This is a genomic window from Flavobacterium sp. PL12, assembly GCF_039123485.1.
In the GTDB taxonomy this organism is placed as follows: domain Bacteria; phylum Bacteroidota; class Bacteroidia; order Flavobacteriales; family Flavobacteriaceae; genus Flavobacterium; species Flavobacterium weaverense.
Genome location: NZ_JBANDI010000001.1, coordinates 168,153 through 185,876 on the forward strand (window position 1 = coordinate 168,153; position 17,724 = coordinate 185,876).

Here is a 17,724-nt window from a genome sequence, read left to right on the forward strand (position 1 = left end):
AGGAAACAAAACCTTAAATGCAGAAACTATATCAATCCTGCCTATCGCAATTAGTTATACTTTATAGTTGAATTTTTTAGTAGTACTACTTTCTAAAATTAGAATAGAAAATAGGATTTGTATTAATGCATTCCCATTATTTACGATGTCTTATACTCTCTCTAAATTATCTTATGCATTATGGAATTTGAAAAAAGTCATATTGCAAATAATTAGATTTTTAAACTAATAACTACATGTATTAAAGTCTAAGTAATAAATGTACATCACACGAGGAATTGCACAGTTCTAAGAGCAAGAGGAGTTCAGCTATTTGTAATAAATTATAAAAACGAGAAAAATAGGGCTAAAGCATGAAAATTTATTTTAGGTAGAAAAAAAAGTTCGATTATTAAGCCGATAGAAAATTACTTACTAGAATATTATAGCACTAAATCATTTAAGAATCGCCTGTCGCTCAAAACTTCTTGTAAGAAAAAAACCTGTTGAGCAATTTGCTTAACAGGTTTTTACTAACTAAGTTTAAAAAAATGAAATTCTAAAACCAACTAATTATTATTGAAATAAAACTACTATCCTTTATTACATTATAAATTAATCCTCAGAAGCTATAGCAGTACTTCTATCTGCTTTAACATTTAGTAAAACTGCAATACCTTCATCATTAAGCATTGTCATATTCAAAGTATCTAATATAGCCAAATCTTTAGAGACAAAACCTCTAAATTTATTATATGAAATATTCATTTCCTTTAAGTTATTTAATTTCTCTAACTCAAACGGTACTGAACCATTCATTTCATTATCAAACAAACTAAAATTTTCAAGAGCTACTAATTTCTTTACATCTGGGCTTAAAGTACCAACCAATTTGTTGCTATTCAATAAAAGCGTTTTCATTGCAGTCATTGCGTACAGAGAATTTGGAATATTTCCTTGTAACTCATTATTGAACAAAGATAAAATTTCAAGGTTTTTCAAAGATCCTATTTCTACTGGTATCTCGCCAGTCAAAGTATTCATATATAATTGTAAATCAGTTAGATTACTCATTTCACAAATAGATGAAGGAATTGCTCCAGCTAGTTTATTGAAAGAAAGATCTAAAACCTTCATTTGAGTTAATTGTCCAATAGAGGAAGGAATAACTCCAGCTAATTGATTTTTATGCAAATCAAGCACTTGAAGATTTATTAAATTACTAATCTCTACTGGGATCTGACCCACTAAATTATTATTTGATAAATTAAGTGAAATCACTTTGTCGTCCTGCACTCTCACACCATACCACTCAGAAACTGGAGTAGATAAATCCCACTTGGAATTCCATTGTTTTCCATTTGTCGATTCGTATAGTTTTACCAACGCATCTTTTTCTGCTGGAGATACATTCGCAACCATTGAAAACGAAAATACGATGGTTAATAAAAGAGTAGTTATATTTTTCATGATCTGATTTATTTCTTTAGAACACAATAAAAATAATCAGATTCTCGGTAATCAACAAATAAAGTCGACGAACTACACAATTTAATATTTTAAAAAAAGAAATTACTTACAAAGTTAAATTGTAATTTGCTTAATAGCAATCTGCTAATAGAAATAACCATTTAAATCATCAAACTTTAAACAGGTACTCAACTTCATAAAAATCTGCTTCCGCTGTCTTTTTTAATACATTTTTTTTATTAATTTTTAAATATTCAAAGAATGAAGTGCGAAACAAAGGCTTCAGAAATTATAAAAAACCTGAGTACTATCTGCCTTTTTTGACACCTTAAAATTAAATTTAGATTTTATCTATACTTTTGGCTAAATCAATATCCATTTTAGTTACGCCATCTGCATCATGCGTAGTTAGGCGAATATTAACTTTATTGTATACATTAAATAATTCTGGATGGTGGTTATTTTTCTCTGCAAGCAAACCTACTTGCACTATAAAACCTAAAGCATTGGAAAAATCCGAAAATTTAAACTTTTTTTCGATTCCGTTATCTGCAAATTTCCAATCTTTCAATTCAGACAATTCTTTTTTAACCGCTTCTTCTGTAAATGCTTTCATAATATTTTTTTTTATTTTTATAAAGTTAGTTATTTTCGAGACAACATAAAATATATTAACTTTATTGTTTAATTTTGAAAAAACATCTTTGATTAACTTGAATACTGCTTACTCCTTTAAAATTTATAATTCTACTACTGAACTTCCATCAAATTGGAGCGATTTAGCAACTTCAACCATTTTTTTGTCACTAAATTATCTGCAAGTTTTAGAGCAATCTTCTCCTAGTAATATGATTTGTCATTTTATTGGCCTTTTCGAAAATGAAAATTTAATTGGTATTGCTGTATCACAATTTCTAGATTTAAATAAACTAGAATCTTTTGGAGAGCGAGATAAATGCATCAAAACTACCGTTAGAAATATTGTTTTTAGAAATTTCGCTTCGCAAGTTTTAGTTGTAGGAAATAACATGTTGACGGGACAAAATTCGTATTCTTTATTAGAAGGAACGAATGAACAAAAAGCAGTTCAAACCTTACATGCCGCGACAGTAGAACTGAAAAAGATTTTTAAATCTAAAGGAATCACTATACATATTACTACTTATAAAGATTTCAGTAAAGAAGAAATTCAGAAATTCTCATTACCCGAATTCAAAAACGAATATCAGTTTTCTACGCAACCAAATATGATTTTTTCAATTAGTGAGAATTGGAAATCTGAACAAAACTATATTGATTCTCTATCTAAGAAATATAGAGATCAATATAAACGAGCCCGTAAAAAAGCAAATGGAATTGAAAAACGAAAACTGAGCTTAGAGGAGATAATTGCTAGGGAAGATGTGATTTATAATTTGTATTTTCATGTTGCTAAGAACGCTCCTTTTAACACCTTCTTTTTACCTAAAAATCACTTTAGAGTTTTCAAGGAAATCTTCCAAGATAAATTTCTTTTTTACGGCTATTTTATTGGCGATAAGCTTATTGGTTTTAATACCTTAATTAAAAATGGTGACATAATGGACACCTACTTTTTAGGTTATGATGATATGATCCAGAGAGAACACATGTTATATTTAAATATGCTTTACGACATGGTTGCTTATTCTATAAATAAAAATTTTAATGAAATTATTTTTGCTCGAACTGCACTCGAAATTAAAAGTTCTGTAGGCGCAAAACCAGTAAAAATGTATGGACTTATATCGCATAGCAATTCACTAGTGAATCCCTATATGTCTAAAATATTTAAATATTTAGAACCAGAAAGTATATGGCAGGAACGCAATCCATTCAAATGATTTAGTTAACTGTTTTAGGAATAGCGACTTTTAATTGCTTTGGAAGAATTTCAATATTTAATTTATTTTCAGCGCCACAATATTCACCATCAATCTGGAAACTCACAGGAACATTTGTTGTTACTAGCGCTTTATCAGTAGAAATAATTTCTACATCATTGCTATCTAGTGGCATATTTCCTGAAATAATTTTGCCTAAAACCAGCAAATCCATATTTTTTAAAACCACTAATTCAAACTTTCCGTCGTCCATTATTCCATTTGGATTTATAGAGACGCCTGTTCCATATTTTTGAGAATTAGCAACTACAATCATACGTGCTTCACATTCTAATGTTGGAAAATCGCCAGTAATAGTTACAACAAATGGATCATCTAAATCTATTAATGTATTAACAGTTTGCAGTGCATACCCTAGCTTACCGCGTATTGTACTGTTTTCATAGTTCTTTATCATTTCAGCATTGAGACCTAAATCACTAAGATGAATACTCTTTTTTCCGTTGATGGAAATCATATCCATTTCCATGTAATGGTTTTTAAAAGCAATAAGCAGATTCTCTTCTAAAGTTTTTGGTAAATTCAGATCAACAGCTAAACCATTAGCAGAACCTGCAGGTAAAATGCCAATAATGACATCTGTATGTTCAGTGGCTTCTGCAACCATTTTAATAGTTCCATCTCCACCTGCAACAAGAATTCGTTTTGGATTATGTGTGGTATTTAATACCTTTATCTTCTCAATATCTGAATCACCAGTAGTATTATAAATAATTAAATTCACGTTTTCATTCTCTGCAAATTCGGTAACAGCGTCAACAAGCTCAGCTTTATCTAGGCCTCCCGAAATAGGATTGACAACAAGGATCATATTATTTTTCAAAATTTATTCTGTTTTATTGATTAAAAATCTTTAAATTCATTTTCTTTCAAAAGTAATGCAATATATGAAACCAATTTTAAAATTATATCGAGGTTACGCAAATGAACAAGAATTAATTGTCATGGGTCACGTTTTCAAGCCTACAACTATTGAAGAATATAATTTTCAGAAAAAAAAGTTTAAAAATGCTAGATCAATTATTAAATTATTTCGAATAAAAACACAAAGCAATGCGGATGTTTACTTAGAGCATTGCAATACTAAAATCCATACTAAAACACTTAATGATGGCTACTTTAAGTTTTGTGTTCCACTAGATCAAAATAACATTTATGGTTGGATTAATTATGAAGTGAGCATTGTTCACAATGGAGAAGTAATTAGTACAACTGAAAGCTACATCAGACCTCACAAAGGAAATTTAGGAATCATTTCAGATATTGACGATACCTTTTTAATTTCGCACACTAAAAGTCCGTTAAAAAAATTATACATTCTTCTATTTAAAAATATAGACAAGAGAAAAGTTTACACTGATGTTGTTGCTCACTACCAAGCTTTAAGTACTGCAAAAAGAGAAAATAAAAATGAACTCAATGTATTTTTCTATGTTTCTAGCAGTGAATGGAACTTATACTATTTTATTAAAAAATTCACTCAAATTCATAATCTTCCAAAAGCGGTTTTATTACTTAAAGATATTAAAACAAGCTTAAAAGATTTTTTATGGACTGGCAGAGGAGATCACAATCACAAATTTGAAAAGGTAAAACACTTACTAGAATTTTATCCTAATTTACAATATATACTTTTAGGTGATGACTCTCAGCAGGACGCATTTCTATACGAAGCAATTTGCAAAATATTTCCTGTCACGGTGAAGGCCGTTTACATTAGACAAACAGGAAGTACAAGGAAAGAAAAAGTTATAACAGTTTTAGAAAATTTAGAGTCTCTTAATGTTTCCGTTTGCTACTTTAAAGATAGTAGTGAAGCAATCGAACACTCAAGATCTATTGGAATTATAGAATAAAAAAAAAGAGTCCCTTTTAGGACTCTTAATTACTATGCATTTTCTATTTCTTCTTGAACTAATTCCCAGTCGAGAAGTAATTTATCTAATTCTGCTTTTTTCTTGTTGTAAGCAGTGAAAAATTTAGCATCCTCAATATGTTTATCATAGTTTGAAGCTAGCATTTTATCATCTTGTTGAATGTCTCTTTCTAATTGTTTGATTTGACTTTCTACTTTACTCAATTTATTTTGCAGTGTTTTACCTTTTTTCTGCTCTTCGTATGAAGCCTTATTACTTTCCTTTGGAGAAGCTGCTTTTTGAGCATCTTTCTTCTCTACTTCGCGCATATTTTCCATATTGCGTTGTTCTAAGAAGTAATTAATATCTCCTAAATATTCCTTTATTTTTTGATCTTTAAATTCATATACTAGATTTGACATTCCTTGCAAGAAATCTCTATCGTGCGAAACTAGAAGTAATGTTCCACCAAATTTTTGTAGCGCCGCTTTCAAAACATTCTTAGACTTTATATCTAGGTGATTCGTAGGCTCATCCATCAACAATACATTAATAGGTTGCAACAGAAGCTTACATAGCGCTAGACGGTTTCTTTCACCTCCAGAAAGCACTTTCACCTTCTTTTCAACATCATCACCTCTAAATAAGAAAGAACCCAACATATCGCGAACTTTCATACGGTTCGTATCTGCTGCTGCATCTTCCATTGTTTGCAGCAATGTTATTTCACCATCAAGATACTCTGCTTGATTTTGTGCAAAATAACCTAGCTGTACATTATGTCCTAGTTTAATATTTCCCTGATATTCAAATTCATCAACTATCGCTTTAATAAAAGTCGATTTTCCTTGACCATTTTGGCCAACAAAAGCAATTTTACTTCCACGTTCTACTAAAAGATTAATATCTTTTAATATCGTTTTATCACCGTAACTTTTTGTTACATTTTCTGCTTCGATTACAACTCTTCCTGGTTCCTTAGAAACTGGAAAAGTAATATTCATAACAGAATTATCGTCTTCATCAACTTCAATTCGCTCCACTTTGTCTAATTTCTTGATTAAAGACTGTGCCATAGAAGCTTTGGAAGCTTTAGCGCGGAACTTCTCAATTAATTTTTCTGTTTCTTCAATCTTTTTAGCTTGATTCTTTTGTGTTGCTAATTGCTTTTCACGAATTTCATGGCGCAATTCTAGATACTCAGAGTAAGGCTTGTTAAAATCATATGCTTTACCAAGAGAAATTTCGATTGTTCTATTTGTAACGTTATCTAGGAACATCTTATCGTGCGATACGATGACAACAACTCCTGCATAGTTTCTCAAGAAGCTTTCTAACCAAATTATACTCTCAATATCCAAGTGATTCGTAGGCTCATCCAGTAATAGAACATCATTCGCTTGAAGTAATAACTTGGCTAATTCAATACGCATTCTCCAACCTCCAGAAAAAGTTTCTGTTTGATTATCAAAAACTTCTCTTTTAAATCCTAAACCTAAAAGAATTTTTTCCGTATCACCCACATAATTGTATCCACCTAATAGTTCAAAACGGTGTGTGTAATCAGATAAATCTTCAATAATTTGACTGTATTCCTCACTCTCATAATCGGTACGAGTAACTAACAAGTGATTTATTTCTGCTAATTTATTTTCAACAATTTTTATATCTGTAAAAGCTTCGTATGCTTCTTCCAAAACAGTTCTACCTTGCTCAAAATCGATATCTTGACGAAGAAATCCCATACGAACTTCCTTTTCAGTCGCGATCTGACCTGAATCAGGTTTGAAATCTCCTGCTAATATTTTAAGCATTGTAGATTTCCCTGCTCCATTTTTTCCAACAAGACCAACTCTGTCTCCGGCACCCAATCGGAAGGTAACTTCCTCAAATAAATAAGTACCACCAAAAGAAACAGATAAATTGTGTATATTAAGCATGTATTGTGATTTTATTCCTTTTTGAATCCGTAAATTTGTAACTCCAAAAAGGAAAAATTAAATTTTTTGCAAATGTTAAAAAAAGGATCCAAATTAAATAGTATTTTAACAGGAACTTGTCCTAAATGTCAGAATGAGAGTATGTATTTAGATCAAAACGTACTTCATTTGGGTAAAATATTAAAAATGCATGAAAATTGCAGTCATTGTGGTTTAAGATACCAGATCGAGCCTTCCTTTTTTTACGGCGCGATGTATGTTAGTTATGGTTTAAATGTTGGTATCGGAATCGCAGCTTTTATTATTTCTTTTTTAATCTTTGGCTCAAGCCTGAAAGTCGCGTTTATCGCAATTGTTGCTTCAATGATTTTATCATTTCCAATCGTTTTACGTTGGGCAAGAAACATATACATCAACATGTTTGTATCTTATGATCCAAAAACAAATAAGAAATAAGATTATTTTTTAGTCTTCTTATTTAAAAAGCGATTTATATCAGCCGAAATATCTAATGGTGTTTGATATTCAATAAAATCAAATAATGCTTTGGCCATCGCTGGACCTAGCATCACTCCTCTTGTTCCTAAGCCATTTAAAAGATGCATTGCTTTATATTTTGAATGCGTTCCTATCAAAGGTCTTCTATCTTTAACAGTAGGTCGAACGCCTGCAAAGTGCGAAATAATTTGGAAGTCGCAAGTGATAATCTCTTTTATTCTATCAATTAATTCCGCTTTGCCTTCGTCTGTGGGTAAGTCAGTTTTGTCTTGCCAATTATAAGTAGCTCCAACTTTAAATAAATCATTGCCTAAAGGGAGAATAAAAACGCTAGTGTTGACAATGATATCTAAAGATAGCTGTGGCGCTTTTATAATGAAAAGTTCGCCCTTAGTACCATCTAGAGGCAATTCATTAAAATATGGATTTGAATGCATACCAAAACCTTCTGCGAAAATAATATGTTTAGCTTTGATGTCTTTATAAGAAGCATAACCTTCCTCAAAATGTAATAAATCGTAATTGAAACTTTCTTGCTGTAACCAATTGTTTTCCTTCAAGTATTCTTTATACTTTTTTAAAAGTAATGCAGTATCCACATATCCGGTTTGTAGCACTTCTCCATATCCAAAAGGAGAATCAATACCTTTATACTTTTTTGTGATTATATCAGTAGATAAAAAAGGTGCTAGAGCAATTTTATCAGAAGCAGCAAACCAATTATTTTGTTCTTCCACTGAGAAAAACTTTCTAAGGATCGGAGTTTTAAAATCAACTGTGCAATTAATTTTTTTCTCTATCCGAGGATAAAAATCATCCATTAGAACTAATTGCTCCTGCGCTTTCCAAACCTCACTAAAGCGTTTTAAGATGACTGGATTATATAATCCACCTGCAATTTTTGAAGAATTTTGAGAGTCATTATCAAAAACCAAAATTGATTTTCCATTTTCTAAAGCCATCTCTGCAAAAGAAATTCCTGCTAAACCGCAACCAACAATTAAATAATCAATCATTTTTAATACTATATTTTAGAGAGAGACAAAGGTAAGTTTATTAAAATAAAAAAGCTCTTACTGCAACAGTAAGAGCTTTAATTTATAATTGCTGAAACTACATTAGTAATTCCACATATCAGATTCAAAGTTTCTAATTTTATCTTTTACTCTTTCAGATTCTAATAGCTGATTTTGAGCATTATCTTTCATGTATTCATCAATACTTCTATCTCCGTATACATTTTCTTCTTTATAAATAACACTGTTAAAACGTCTAGAATTAAGGATTTGGTCAAATGAAATTGGCATCGCAGAGTTCTTGTCATTAAATGCTTTTGCAGTATGTAAAACATCTCTTGCGGCTGGGAAAAACACCCAAAACAATTCGATATAATCTTTCTCCTCACTATTCATAGAATAAACGTCTGGAGTCACAGGACAAATACCTAATAATCTATATTTTAATTCACTTTGACGTTTATCAAAATACCAATATCCTTTTATCTTGTACTGAGTAACATCTGCAGCAGTCAAATCTTGTCTCAAAACGTACTCTTCAGAAACTTTTTTTCCTGCATTAATTTGCTCTCTTCCTGCATCAGTAGTATCGATTCGTGATAGAGAACCTTCAATATCTTGTAATGATTTTTTAGTGTTAAAATAACTATCAGTATAAACTTCTGTAATTTCACCATTCTTCATTGCCTTAGTTAAAACGTCATACAGCGACCTTCTATCTGGACCGATATTTGCAGCATCGATTGGAAAATATAAAGCAAAATTTATTCTTTCACTTAAGTCAATAATCTCCCAAACTGTTTTACCCATCAACACATCTCGATCTTCAACATAACCATAAGCTAATGGCTTATCATTATCAGCATCAAGTTGTGCAGCAGATTTAATCCCTATTTCGCTCGGAGTTTTTGCATTAAGCAAATTTGATTGCCCAAATGAAGCTAAACTTCCCGTAATGGAGATAATAGCAATAAAAAAGTTTCTTACGTTCATCATTTTATCTTTATAAGATAGTTAAGTAGATTTAAAAATCTACTAATTATTGTATTTCAAAAATTACCGGTGCAGTTCGTGGCAGTAAATAACTACCTGCTCCAACAAGTTTTGTTTTAATTTCAGAAATAGTAACTTGGTCTCCTCTTCCTGCTTTTGACAGTACCGCTTTACATTGTGCATTCAATCTATCGCCTTGAACAACAACAGTAGGTTGGCCAGTAATTTTAAGATTAAATCCAACAACATCTAAGCCAACTTCAAAATCAAAATCAACCAATTTAGCTCCAATAGTTGCAATTTCAAGATTTGATTTAGGTCCTTTTACAACACCCATTTCGCCTCTAATTGTTCCAGTAGGACCAGGAATACCTTTGATTCTAAATGCTTTTCTATCCGATACTTTAGAACCGTCGTTTAGAGTTGCACTTACATTGATAATAACTTCATCTCCGCCACCAGGACTCATTCTATATTTACCTCCACCTGCAGAACTTAATCCCGGAGCAGAAGCACTAACTTTATCACTTGAAACACCAGCAAAAGAAATTGTCATTGGATTAACAACACCTCTATACACTACATTCATTTTATCTGCAGAAATAGTTGCAGAATTTGGTTTAGGAACAACAACATAGTTTCCTTTAAATTTTAATGGAATATTTTTTCCATCTTCCATAAAAGTGAATTGACCATTTATTGTTTGCTCACCCACGCTTCCAGCAGTCATTGCAATAACAGCTTGGCCGTTTACAATTTGTCCAGGACCTGAAAAAGAAGTTGGTTTAGTATTTTTATCATAACGACCTAAAACCACTTTACCCGTAACTTTTTCCCCTTGAAAATAAGCACTTTTATCTAGAACCACGATTGCTTCGTAATTACTATAAGATGCAGCAGCAACAGCAGCTTTACCTAATAAAGTATTATAAACATCAGTCTCTGATTTCTTAACATCATTTTGCCAAGCAGACAATTTCGCTAATGAAGCTACAGCTGGAAAACCTTTAAAATGGTAATCTAAATAATCAATAGCTACACCATCTTTATTTTTAACTTTAGAAAGGTCAAACTTGCTTTCTACTTCTGCAATAATTGCAGACAATTTTTTATTATCACCTAAAGCCGACTTCATATCTGCTTTGTACTTTTCAATTGTAGCTATAACTTCGTTCCCTTTAGCAGAATATCCCGCAGGACTAAACCATAAGTTATCGATATTATCACCTTTATCCATTGCCTCGTAAGGTAATTTACCAGTTTCAGGATCAACTTCAGTACCAACTAGTACATCTGCTTTTATTTTAGCGATATAGTCGTAAAAGTCCTTAGTAATTGTTTCGACTTTATGTGCGGTAGCTGAAGCTGCAGTAAATTCTCCACCTGCTTCAGCAGCTTTAGCATCTAAACCAGCTAACATTTGCATGTTTGATAATTCAGCTGAAGAGTTTGAACTCTCAAATTTTTCATTCATTAATCCAAAAGCTGACAAAACTTCTTTGGACATATTTAATGCTAACATTGCGATAAAAACCAAGTACATTAGGTTTATCATCTTCTGTCTAGGGGTTAGTTTTCCTCCTGCCATATTTTCTAAGTAATTAGTTTATTGTTTAATTATAGTTTGAAACTAATTATCCTTTGTTATTCATTGCAGAAAGCATTCCACCATACACGTTGTTTAAAGACGATAAGTTAGAAGTTAAAGACTGCATTTGGTCTTTTAATTTTAAATTATTCTCAGCAACTTCTTCATTGATTTGAGCATTTCTTGAAGCGCTTTGTAATTGTATTTTATACAAGCTATTTAAAGATTCCATTTGGGCTGCAGCCAAAGTCAATTCTTCACTGTATTTTTTTGTAGAAGCAATTGAGTCAACAGTTGAAGCAATTCCTTTAGCAGCTGATTCAAAGTTTTTAATACTATTTCCTAAACTAGCCATCAATTCACCGTCTATTTTAGCATCTTTTAACATTGCGTCTAATTTTTGAGACAACATTCCCTGAGTTTCAGCAACCGCTTCAACTTTTTTAGCCGCTGGTCTAGCTTGACCATTTGCTAATTCTGGATACACTAAAGTCCAGTCCAAATCTTTATCAACAGGTTCGAAAGCAGAAAGAGCAAAAATTGCCGCTTCAACAACCAATCCTATCGTAAGCATTAAGTTTCCTGTTAAGACTCCAAATTCAATATGGGTAATTTTGAATAAAGCTCCAATAATAACAACTGCCGCTCCCATACCGTACGCGAAATTCATCGCTTTTTTGCTTAATAATGCCATAATAGTTTGTGTTTTTTTATTTTAATAGATTTGGTTTGTTATTTCTTCTTTTTTCCGTTTCCAGTAGTTTGAACTCCCATGTAATCCTGAACTGTCCTAAAACCAACATAACTTCTCGCTGAATCAGCATACTCATAATCTCTAGTGCTTACTTGTAGGAAATAAGCAACATCTTTCCATGATCCTCCACGAAGAACTTTTCTTTTATTGGAAGCATCCTGAACATTTGGATTCATTGAAGAAACATATTCGTAAGCATTTGAATCATAAGAAGAATCCGTCCACTCTGAGACATTTCCTGCCATATTATACAGATTGTATCCATTAGGATCATACGATTTAGCTTCTACAGTGTATAAAGCCTCATCAGCTGCGTAATCTCCCCTGTTTGGTTTGAAGTTGGCAAGAAAGCAACCTCTATCATTTTTAGTATAAGGACCACCCCATGGATAAGTCGCAGACTCTAATCCGCCTCTAGCAGCATATTCCCATTCTGCTTCTGTAGGAAGTCTGAAGCTATTTACTAAATCACGTCCTTTTTTCTTTGATTTGATATATGAGTTTTTGTACAAGGTTCTCCATGAACAAAAAGCTTTTGCTTGAGTCCATTTTACACCTACAACTGGATAATCACCATATGCTTGGTGCCAGAAATAATCGTTGTGCATTGGCTCATTATAAGAGTAAGAGAAATCTTTAATCCAAACTGTTGTATCAGGATAAATCTTCACTTCTTCTGTTTTAATAAAATCTTTTCTCTTTCCTACTTTTGCTTTAGCAGCAGCTTGAATATCCATCCAAGAATATCTAAACTTCAATTTATTTACGTCAATTGTACGTAAACCATTGTATGATTCTTCAATAGGAATATACATAGAATCCATCACTTCCGTATAATATTCATCAGGATATAACTTAGTATCCTTGATTAATTTTATCTTTTTGTTCAACCTTCTACCAGCGTATTCATCATCTGCGGTTCCAATACTATAGTAGTTGTCATACATGTATTTGTCGTATGGAGTCATCTTAGTAGGATCAGAATCATCAAAAGCAAAATCACCAATACCGGCTGCATTTTTACCTTTTCCTGTACCCGGTGTCATTCCATTCATGTCAGCAAGAATAGCTAAACGAACTCTTATCGTTGAATCTTTAACCCATTCCACAAATTTACGGTACTCACTATTAGTGATTTCTGTCTCATCCATGTAAAATGCACGAACAGTAACAGTTTTAGTAGGAGCATCTTCTACGTTAGCTAAATCAGCATCTGATTTACCCATAATAAAAGCACCACCTGGAATTAATGCCATTCCGTATGGCTTTTCAGGATGCCATTTTCCTCCATTAATACCAACTAATTCTCCTTTATCGCTTGATTTACCACAGCCAATTATAAGGGTTAAAATTGTCGCAAAAGCTATGAACTTCTTCATGTAAGTTTGGTTATCTATTCATTATTTTTAAGGCTGTAAACCTATTTATTTTTTTTTAAAAAAACAATTTTTTTGAAGTAAACAAAATATTTTTTATAAAAGAGTAATAAATAAGCAAAAAACTGCTCTAAACGATGTTTTTTCTTTGTGCTTTCCACCATCTTTCAGGTAATTCTTGATTGCACGCCAATAAATACTCATCGTAAGAACATGGTAATAACGTATTTCTTTTTAGTTTATTATTAACATTTGAAATAAATGGAATTTCTATCCACCAGCGATCCGTTTTGTCGCTTTTATAAAAAACAAGTTCCTGCTCTTCTAGAGGCACAATGTATTTCAAATAATTCTCTTTACTTCCAAATGGATATTCATTCGAACGATAATGATATCCTTCAATAAAGTACCAAATTATCTGAGCAATAATGACTGATTCTTGTGCTAAATTATTATGGTTGAATATTCCAAAAGAGGAAACTTTATCACTAATTCCAGCATAACGAGCTAAAGAACATATTTCTTTACCGTTAAATCCATTAGGTTGAAATAAAACAAAATTACCAGAATCAGAGGATTTAATGGAGTTTAAATCAATGCTAACAACATCAGCGTCTCTAAAAACGGGCTCTGAAATGGAAATATTATTTGAAACTTCGCCTAGTCTATAAGCATCAAAATATAACTTCTCAATTAAATCTATTTCTTCTTGCGAATTAAAATAGGTTTGATAACCGATGTTACAGTAGTTAAAAAGATTGTTAGGTTCGTCAATAATTATTTGCGTCAAATAAGAAGTTGCAGAAACATCTTCATTTTCTTTACCAAAATCAAATTTATTATCAATAGAAACTAAGTTTACCATCTGTTCTAGGTCATCATAACCTCTATAAATAGCATAAGTTAGATCTTGAGAACCGCCAATTACGATTGGAATAATTTTTTTCTTAATTAAACTTGCAATAACTTTTTTAACTGCAAAATAAGTATCTTGGATAGAATCACCAGCTAAAATATCTCCTAAATCAGCGATAGACGAGTCCCAGTTTCCAGGAAACAGACCGTACAATTCTTTTCGAATAGGGATTAAATCGATATCCGAGATTGCGTTTTTATCTCCTCTATTATCGAAAACACCCACAATTGCAATCTTAATTTTGTTTAAATCAGGAAATTGTTCATCGGTGTGCAGAACAATTTTGCTTCCTAATTGCTGAGAAGTCAATCCACTTATATATTCTAGGATTTCGTCGTCAATAGGTTGTAGAAAATCAAATTCCATTTAGTTATTTTTTTATCCAGTCAGCAAACCTTGGGCTAGCTTAATATGACAAGATGTTTTGAGCGATGAATTACTACTTCTTTTTTGCAACAGCCTTCTTTGCTGCTGGTTTCTTAGTAACTGCTTTCTTTGCTGGCGCTTTTTTAGCAGCTACTTTTTTAGCAGGTGTTTTCTTAGCAATCATTTCTTGAACTTCTTCAAGTGTTAATTTTGCAGCGTCAACTTCTTTGCTAAGTTCAATTTTGATTTTACCTTTAGTAATTACAGAACGTCCCCAACGTGCTTTTTCAACTAAAATTCCTTCGTCTTCCCAGTTGTGTAAAACCTTATCAATATTTTTCTGCAATTTATCTTCGATTAACGCCTCGATATCTGACTGCGATAAATTATCAAAATCGTACTTTTTACTCACATTTATAAACAAACCGTCCCATTTGATAAACGCGCCAAAACGACCCACACCCTTTTGAACTCCTTCTCCTTTATAGATAGCAATTGGTGCGTCAGCAAGTGCTTTTTCATCAATTAACTCTTTTGCTCGATCAAAATCTACATCCAAAGGATTCTCCCCTTTTGGCAAAGAAACAAAAGCTGCTCCGTGACGAATGTAAGGACCGTAACGACCATTACTAACCTCAACTTCTTCCTCTTTATAGTTTCCAAGATTCTTTGGTAACAAAAATAAATTTAAAGTTTCTTCTAAAGTGATGTTTCCAATATTTTGGTCGTTCATCAAACTAGCGAATTTTTTCTCTTCGTCATCTGCTGCTCCAATTTGAGCCATAGGTCCAAACTTCCCTAAACGTACTGAAACAGGCTTCCCTGTTTTCGGATCTGTCCCAAGAATTCTTTCACCACTTTCTCTTTCAGCGTTTGCTTCAACATCTTTTACATTTGGATGAAATTGATCGTAAAACTCTTTCATCATCACTGCCCAGTCTACATTTCCTTCAGCAATTTCATCAAAATCTTGTTCGACCTTAGCAGTGAAATTGTAATCTAATATATTTCCGAAATTCTTTACCAAGAAATCAGTAACGATTGTTCCAATATCTGTAGGAACTAATTTTCCTTTATCAGAACCTGTATTTTCTTTTAACAACTTCTCTCCTACTTTTCCTGATTGCAAAGTAAGTTGGGTGTAATTACGTTCTTGACCGTCAAGATTTCCTTTCTCGACATAATTCCTATTGATAATCGTAGAAATTGTTGGCGCATAAGTAGAAGGACGACCAATACCTAATTCCTCTAACTTCTTCACTAAAGAAGCTTCAGTATATCTTGCTGCTGCACGAGAATAACGCTCGGTAGCCGTAATATAATTATTTTGCAACTTTTCATTAACTTTCATCGCTGGCAACATTCCTTCTTGCTCTTCATCGTCATCATCGTTTCCTTCAAGATATACTTTTAGGAAACCTTCAAAAAGTAAAACCTCACCAGAAGCTGAGAATATTTCTCCATGATTATTTGCTTCAATTTTCACGTTTGTACGTTCTAATTGGGCGTCACTCATTTGCGAAGCCAATGTTCTTTTCCAAATCAAGTCGTACAAACGTGCTTGATCTCTATCGATATTTACAGTATGACGTGACATATCCGTAGGACGAATTGCCTCGTGCGCTTCCTGAGCACCTTTACTTTTATTAACAAAAGTTCTTGGCTTAGAAAATTCCTTACCATAAGATTTAATAATTTCAGCTTGAGCCGCCTCCATAGCATCTTTAGAAAGATTTACACTATCCGTTCTCATATACGTAATAAGTCCAGCTTCGTATAAACGTTGGGCTAATTGCATCGTAATTCCAACCGGAAGATACAATTTACGTGCTGCTTCTTGTTGCAAAGTCGAAGTTGTAAAAGGTCCTGTTGGAGATTTTTTAGTAGGTTTCGTTTCTAAATCCGCTACCTTATATGTAGAGCCAATATTTTTACTTAAAAAATCTTCAGCTTCTTTTTTAGTGCTAAAATTCTTTGGCAATTTTGCTTTAAATGACTTTCCAGCTTCATTAGTGAATTCAGCCACAACAGAATAAGTTGCTACAGCAATAAAATTCTGTATTTCTCTTTCACGCTCCACTATCAAGCGAACAGAAACGGATTGCACACGTCCTGCAGAAAGTCCGCCTTTAATTTTTCTCCATAAAACTGGAGACAATTCGTAACCCACTAATCTGTCAAGCACTCGTCGTGCTTGTTGTGCGTTTACTAAATTATAATCTATTTCACGTGGATTATCAATCGCTTTTAGAATAGCGTTTTTTGTAATTTCGTGAAATACAATTCGTTTTGTTTTCGATTTATCTAATTTTAATTCTTCGGCTAAATGCCAAGAAATAGCTTCACCCTCGCGATCCTCATCACTTGCTAGCCAAACCATATCGGCTTTTTTAGCTAGTCCTTTTAATTTAGTAACCAAAGCCTTTTTATCAGCAGAAACTTCGTATTTAGGTTTGAAACCATTTTCCACATCCACCCCAATTTCCTTTGAAGGCAAGTCGGCAATATGTCCATAACTGGACTCCACTTGAAAATCACTTCCTAAAAATTTCTCGATTGTTTTTGCCTTTGCTGGTGACTCTACTATTACTAAATTCTTTGCCATATCCCTTTTGTTTGTGTCCGCAAAAGTATATGATTTTTTTAAATTTTGAGTTTTTAAAATTTTAAAAGTCAAAATAAGCCCTGAAATGATGGTTTAAGATGTATTAAATTCAAAATTTTTTTTGAAATAGTTAAACCTATAACTATAGGTTTACGAAAAATACTTGTGAACTTCTAATTCTATACCGATACAACTTTTATAGCCCAGATTACTTCACTCTGCATTTATTTTCATAAGAGTTCATTGAATTTCATTTTAAGTAAAAAGTCCAAAACTAAAAAGTAAAAATTTACTGTTTTAGAAAATCAAATCAAGAAAGTTATATCTGGAACTTTGGAGACATAATTTTTTATTGAGCCGCCAAAGGTCAAGATTGAAGCAGAAAGCTTAAAATAGGAACAAATTATTTTAAGTTTTTGATTAACAATTTATGATTATCGATCCT

General features: G+C 32.3%; 14 protein-coding genes. 3 read left to right on the plus strand and 11 right to left on the minus strand.

The annotated features are described in order from the left end of the window. Nucleotides 1–594: 594 nt before the first annotated feature. Together RCH19_RS00760 and RCH19_RS00765 are read right to left on the minus strand one after the other, a co-directional pair. Nucleotides 595–1,449 carry a Two component regulator three Y domain protein gene (locus RCH19_RS00760; protein ID WP_343021634.1) on the minus strand — a complete coding sequence of 285 codons (855 nt, stop codon included), beginning with the start codon at nucleotides 1,447–1,449 and terminating at the stop codon, nucleotides 595–597. A gap of 340 nt (nucleotides 1,450–1,789) precedes the next feature. Further along, nucleotides 1,790–2,065: a 4a-hydroxytetrahydrobiopterin dehydratase gene (locus RCH19_RS00765; RefSeq protein ID WP_343021635.1), complete on the minus strand. Its 276-nt coding sequence runs from the start codon at nucleotides 2,063–2,065 to the stop codon at nucleotides 1,790–1,792. Nucleotides 2,066–2,162: 97 nt separating this feature from the next. On the opposite strand from RCH19_RS00765, the gene RCH19_RS00770 reads away from it, so the two are divergent. Then, a complete protein-coding gene (locus RCH19_RS00770; protein WP_343021636.1) occupies nucleotides 2,163–3,311 on the plus strand; it encodes an 8-amino-7-oxononanoate synthase in 1,149 nt (382 codons plus the stop codon). Between the two features lies 1 nt (nucleotide 3,312). On the opposite strand, the gene RCH19_RS00775 is transcribed toward RCH19_RS00770, so the two are convergent. Next, nucleotides 3,313–4,194 (minus strand): diacylglycerol kinase family protein, encoded by an 882-nt coding sequence (locus tag RCH19_RS00775; RefSeq protein ID WP_343021637.1) that lies wholly within the window; start codon nucleotides 4,192–4,194, stop codon nucleotides 3,313–3,315. A gap of 64 nt (nucleotides 4,195–4,258) precedes the next feature. On the opposite strand from RCH19_RS00775, the gene RCH19_RS00780 reads away from it, so the two are divergent. Then, complete coding sequence (locus tag RCH19_RS00780; protein ID WP_343021638.1) at nucleotides 4,259–5,227, plus strand: App1 family protein; 969 nt, start codon at nucleotides 4,259–4,261, stop codon at nucleotides 5,225–5,227. A 32-nt stretch (nucleotides 5,228–5,259) separates the two neighbouring features. Here the strand turns inward: RCH19_RS00780 and RCH19_RS00785 are convergent, their stop codons facing one another. Then, nucleotides 5,260–7,167: an ATP-binding cassette domain-containing protein gene (locus RCH19_RS00785; RefSeq protein ID WP_343021639.1), complete on the minus strand. Its 1,908-nt coding sequence runs from the start codon at nucleotides 7,165–7,167 to the stop codon at nucleotides 5,260–5,262. Nucleotides 7,168–7,239: 72 nt separating this feature from the next. Here RCH19_RS00785 and RCH19_RS00790 point away from each other — a divergent pair, with 72 nt between their 5' ends. Further along, nucleotides 7,240–7,623 (plus strand): DUF983 domain-containing protein, encoded by a 384-nt coding sequence (locus RCH19_RS00790; RefSeq protein WP_121924123.1) that lies wholly within the window; start codon nucleotides 7,240–7,242, stop codon nucleotides 7,621–7,623. 2 nt (nucleotides 7,624–7,625) lie between these two features. Here the strand turns inward: RCH19_RS00790 and RCH19_RS00795 are convergent, their stop codons facing one another. From RCH19_RS00795 to topA, 7 genes are all read right to left on the minus strand, one after another. Continuing rightward, complete coding sequence (locus RCH19_RS00795) at nucleotides 7,626–8,681, minus strand: FAD-binding oxidoreductase (protein ID WP_343021640.1); 1,056 nt, start codon at nucleotides 8,679–8,681, stop codon at nucleotides 7,626–7,628. Nucleotides 8,682–8,783: 102 nt separating this feature from the next. Next, complete coding sequence (gene gldN, locus RCH19_RS00800; protein ID WP_343021701.1) at nucleotides 8,784–9,674, minus strand: gliding motility protein GldN; 891 nt, start codon at nucleotides 9,672–9,674, stop codon at nucleotides 8,784–8,786. A gap of 46 nt (nucleotides 9,675–9,720) precedes the next feature. Continuing rightward, complete coding sequence (gene gldM / locus RCH19_RS00805; protein ID WP_343021641.1) at nucleotides 9,721–11,262, minus strand: gliding motility protein GldM; 1,542 nt, start codon at nucleotides 11,260–11,262, stop codon at nucleotides 9,721–9,723. A gap of 46 nt (nucleotides 11,263–11,308) precedes the next feature. Then, complete coding sequence (gene gldL / locus RCH19_RS00810; RefSeq protein WP_343021642.1) at nucleotides 11,309–11,956, minus strand: gliding motility protein GldL; 648 nt, start codon at nucleotides 11,954–11,956, stop codon at nucleotides 11,309–11,311. A gap of 38 nt (nucleotides 11,957–11,994) precedes the next feature. Next, on the minus strand, nucleotides 11,995–13,395 hold the full coding sequence (gene gldK, locus RCH19_RS00815) for a gliding motility lipoprotein GldK (RefSeq protein ID WP_121924119.1): 1,401 nt from the start codon (nucleotides 13,393–13,395) through the stop codon (nucleotides 11,995–11,997). Between the two features lie 127 nt (nucleotides 13,396–13,522). After that, complete coding sequence (locus RCH19_RS00820; RefSeq protein ID WP_343021643.1) at nucleotides 13,523–14,674, minus strand: formimidoylglutamase; 1,152 nt, start codon at nucleotides 14,672–14,674, stop codon at nucleotides 13,523–13,525. A gap of 73 nt (nucleotides 14,675–14,747) precedes the next feature. Next, nucleotides 14,748–17,279: a type I DNA topoisomerase gene (gene topA, locus RCH19_RS00825; RefSeq protein ID WP_343021644.1), complete on the minus strand. Its 2,532-nt coding sequence runs from the start codon at nucleotides 17,277–17,279 to the stop codon at nucleotides 14,748–14,750. Between the last annotated feature and the right edge of the window lie 445 nt (nucleotides 17,280–17,724).

Coding starts and splice junctions, on each gene's coding strand:
- RCH19_RS00760 (WP_343021634.1), bottom strand. CDS start 1,449: ATGAAAAATATAACTACTCTTTTATTAACCATCGTATTTTCGTTTTCA.
- RCH19_RS00765 (WP_343021635.1), bottom strand. CDS start 2,065: ATGAAAGCATTTACAGAAGAAGCGGTTAAAAAAGAATTGTCTGAATTG.
- RCH19_RS00780 (WP_343021638.1), top strand. CDS start 4,259: ATGAAACCAATTTTAAAATTATATCGAGGTTACGCAAATGAACAAGAA.
- RCH19_RS00785 (WP_343021639.1), bottom strand. CDS start 7,167: ATGCTTAATATACACAATTTATCTGTTTCTTTTGGTGGTACTTATTTA.
- RCH19_RS00790 (WP_121924123.1), top strand. CDS start 7,240: ATGTTAAAAAAAGGATCCAAATTAAATAGTATTTTAACAGGAACTTGT.
- RCH19_RS00795 (WP_343021640.1), bottom strand. CDS start 8,681: ATGATTGATTATTTAATTGTTGGTTGCGGTTTAGCAGGAATTTCTTTT.
- gldN (WP_343021701.1), bottom strand. CDS start 9,674: ATGAACGTAAGAAACTTTTTTATTGCTATTATCTCCATTACGGGAAGT.
- gldM (WP_343021641.1), bottom strand. CDS start 11,262: ATGGCAGGAGGAAAACTAACCCCTAGACAGAAGATGATAAACCTAATG.
- gldL (WP_343021642.1), bottom strand. CDS start 11,956: ATGGCATTATTAAGCAAAAAAGCGATGAATTTCGCGTACGGTATGGGA.
- gldK (WP_121924119.1), bottom strand. CDS start 13,395: ATGAAGAAGTTCATAGCTTTTGCGACAATTTTAACCCTTATAATTGGC.
- RCH19_RS00820 (WP_343021643.1), bottom strand. CDS start 14,674: ATGGAATTTGATTTTCTACAACCTATTGACGACGAAATCCTAGAATAT.
- topA (WP_343021644.1), bottom strand. CDS start 17,279: ATGGCAAAGAATTTAGTAATAGTAGAGTCACCAGCAAAGGCAAAAACA.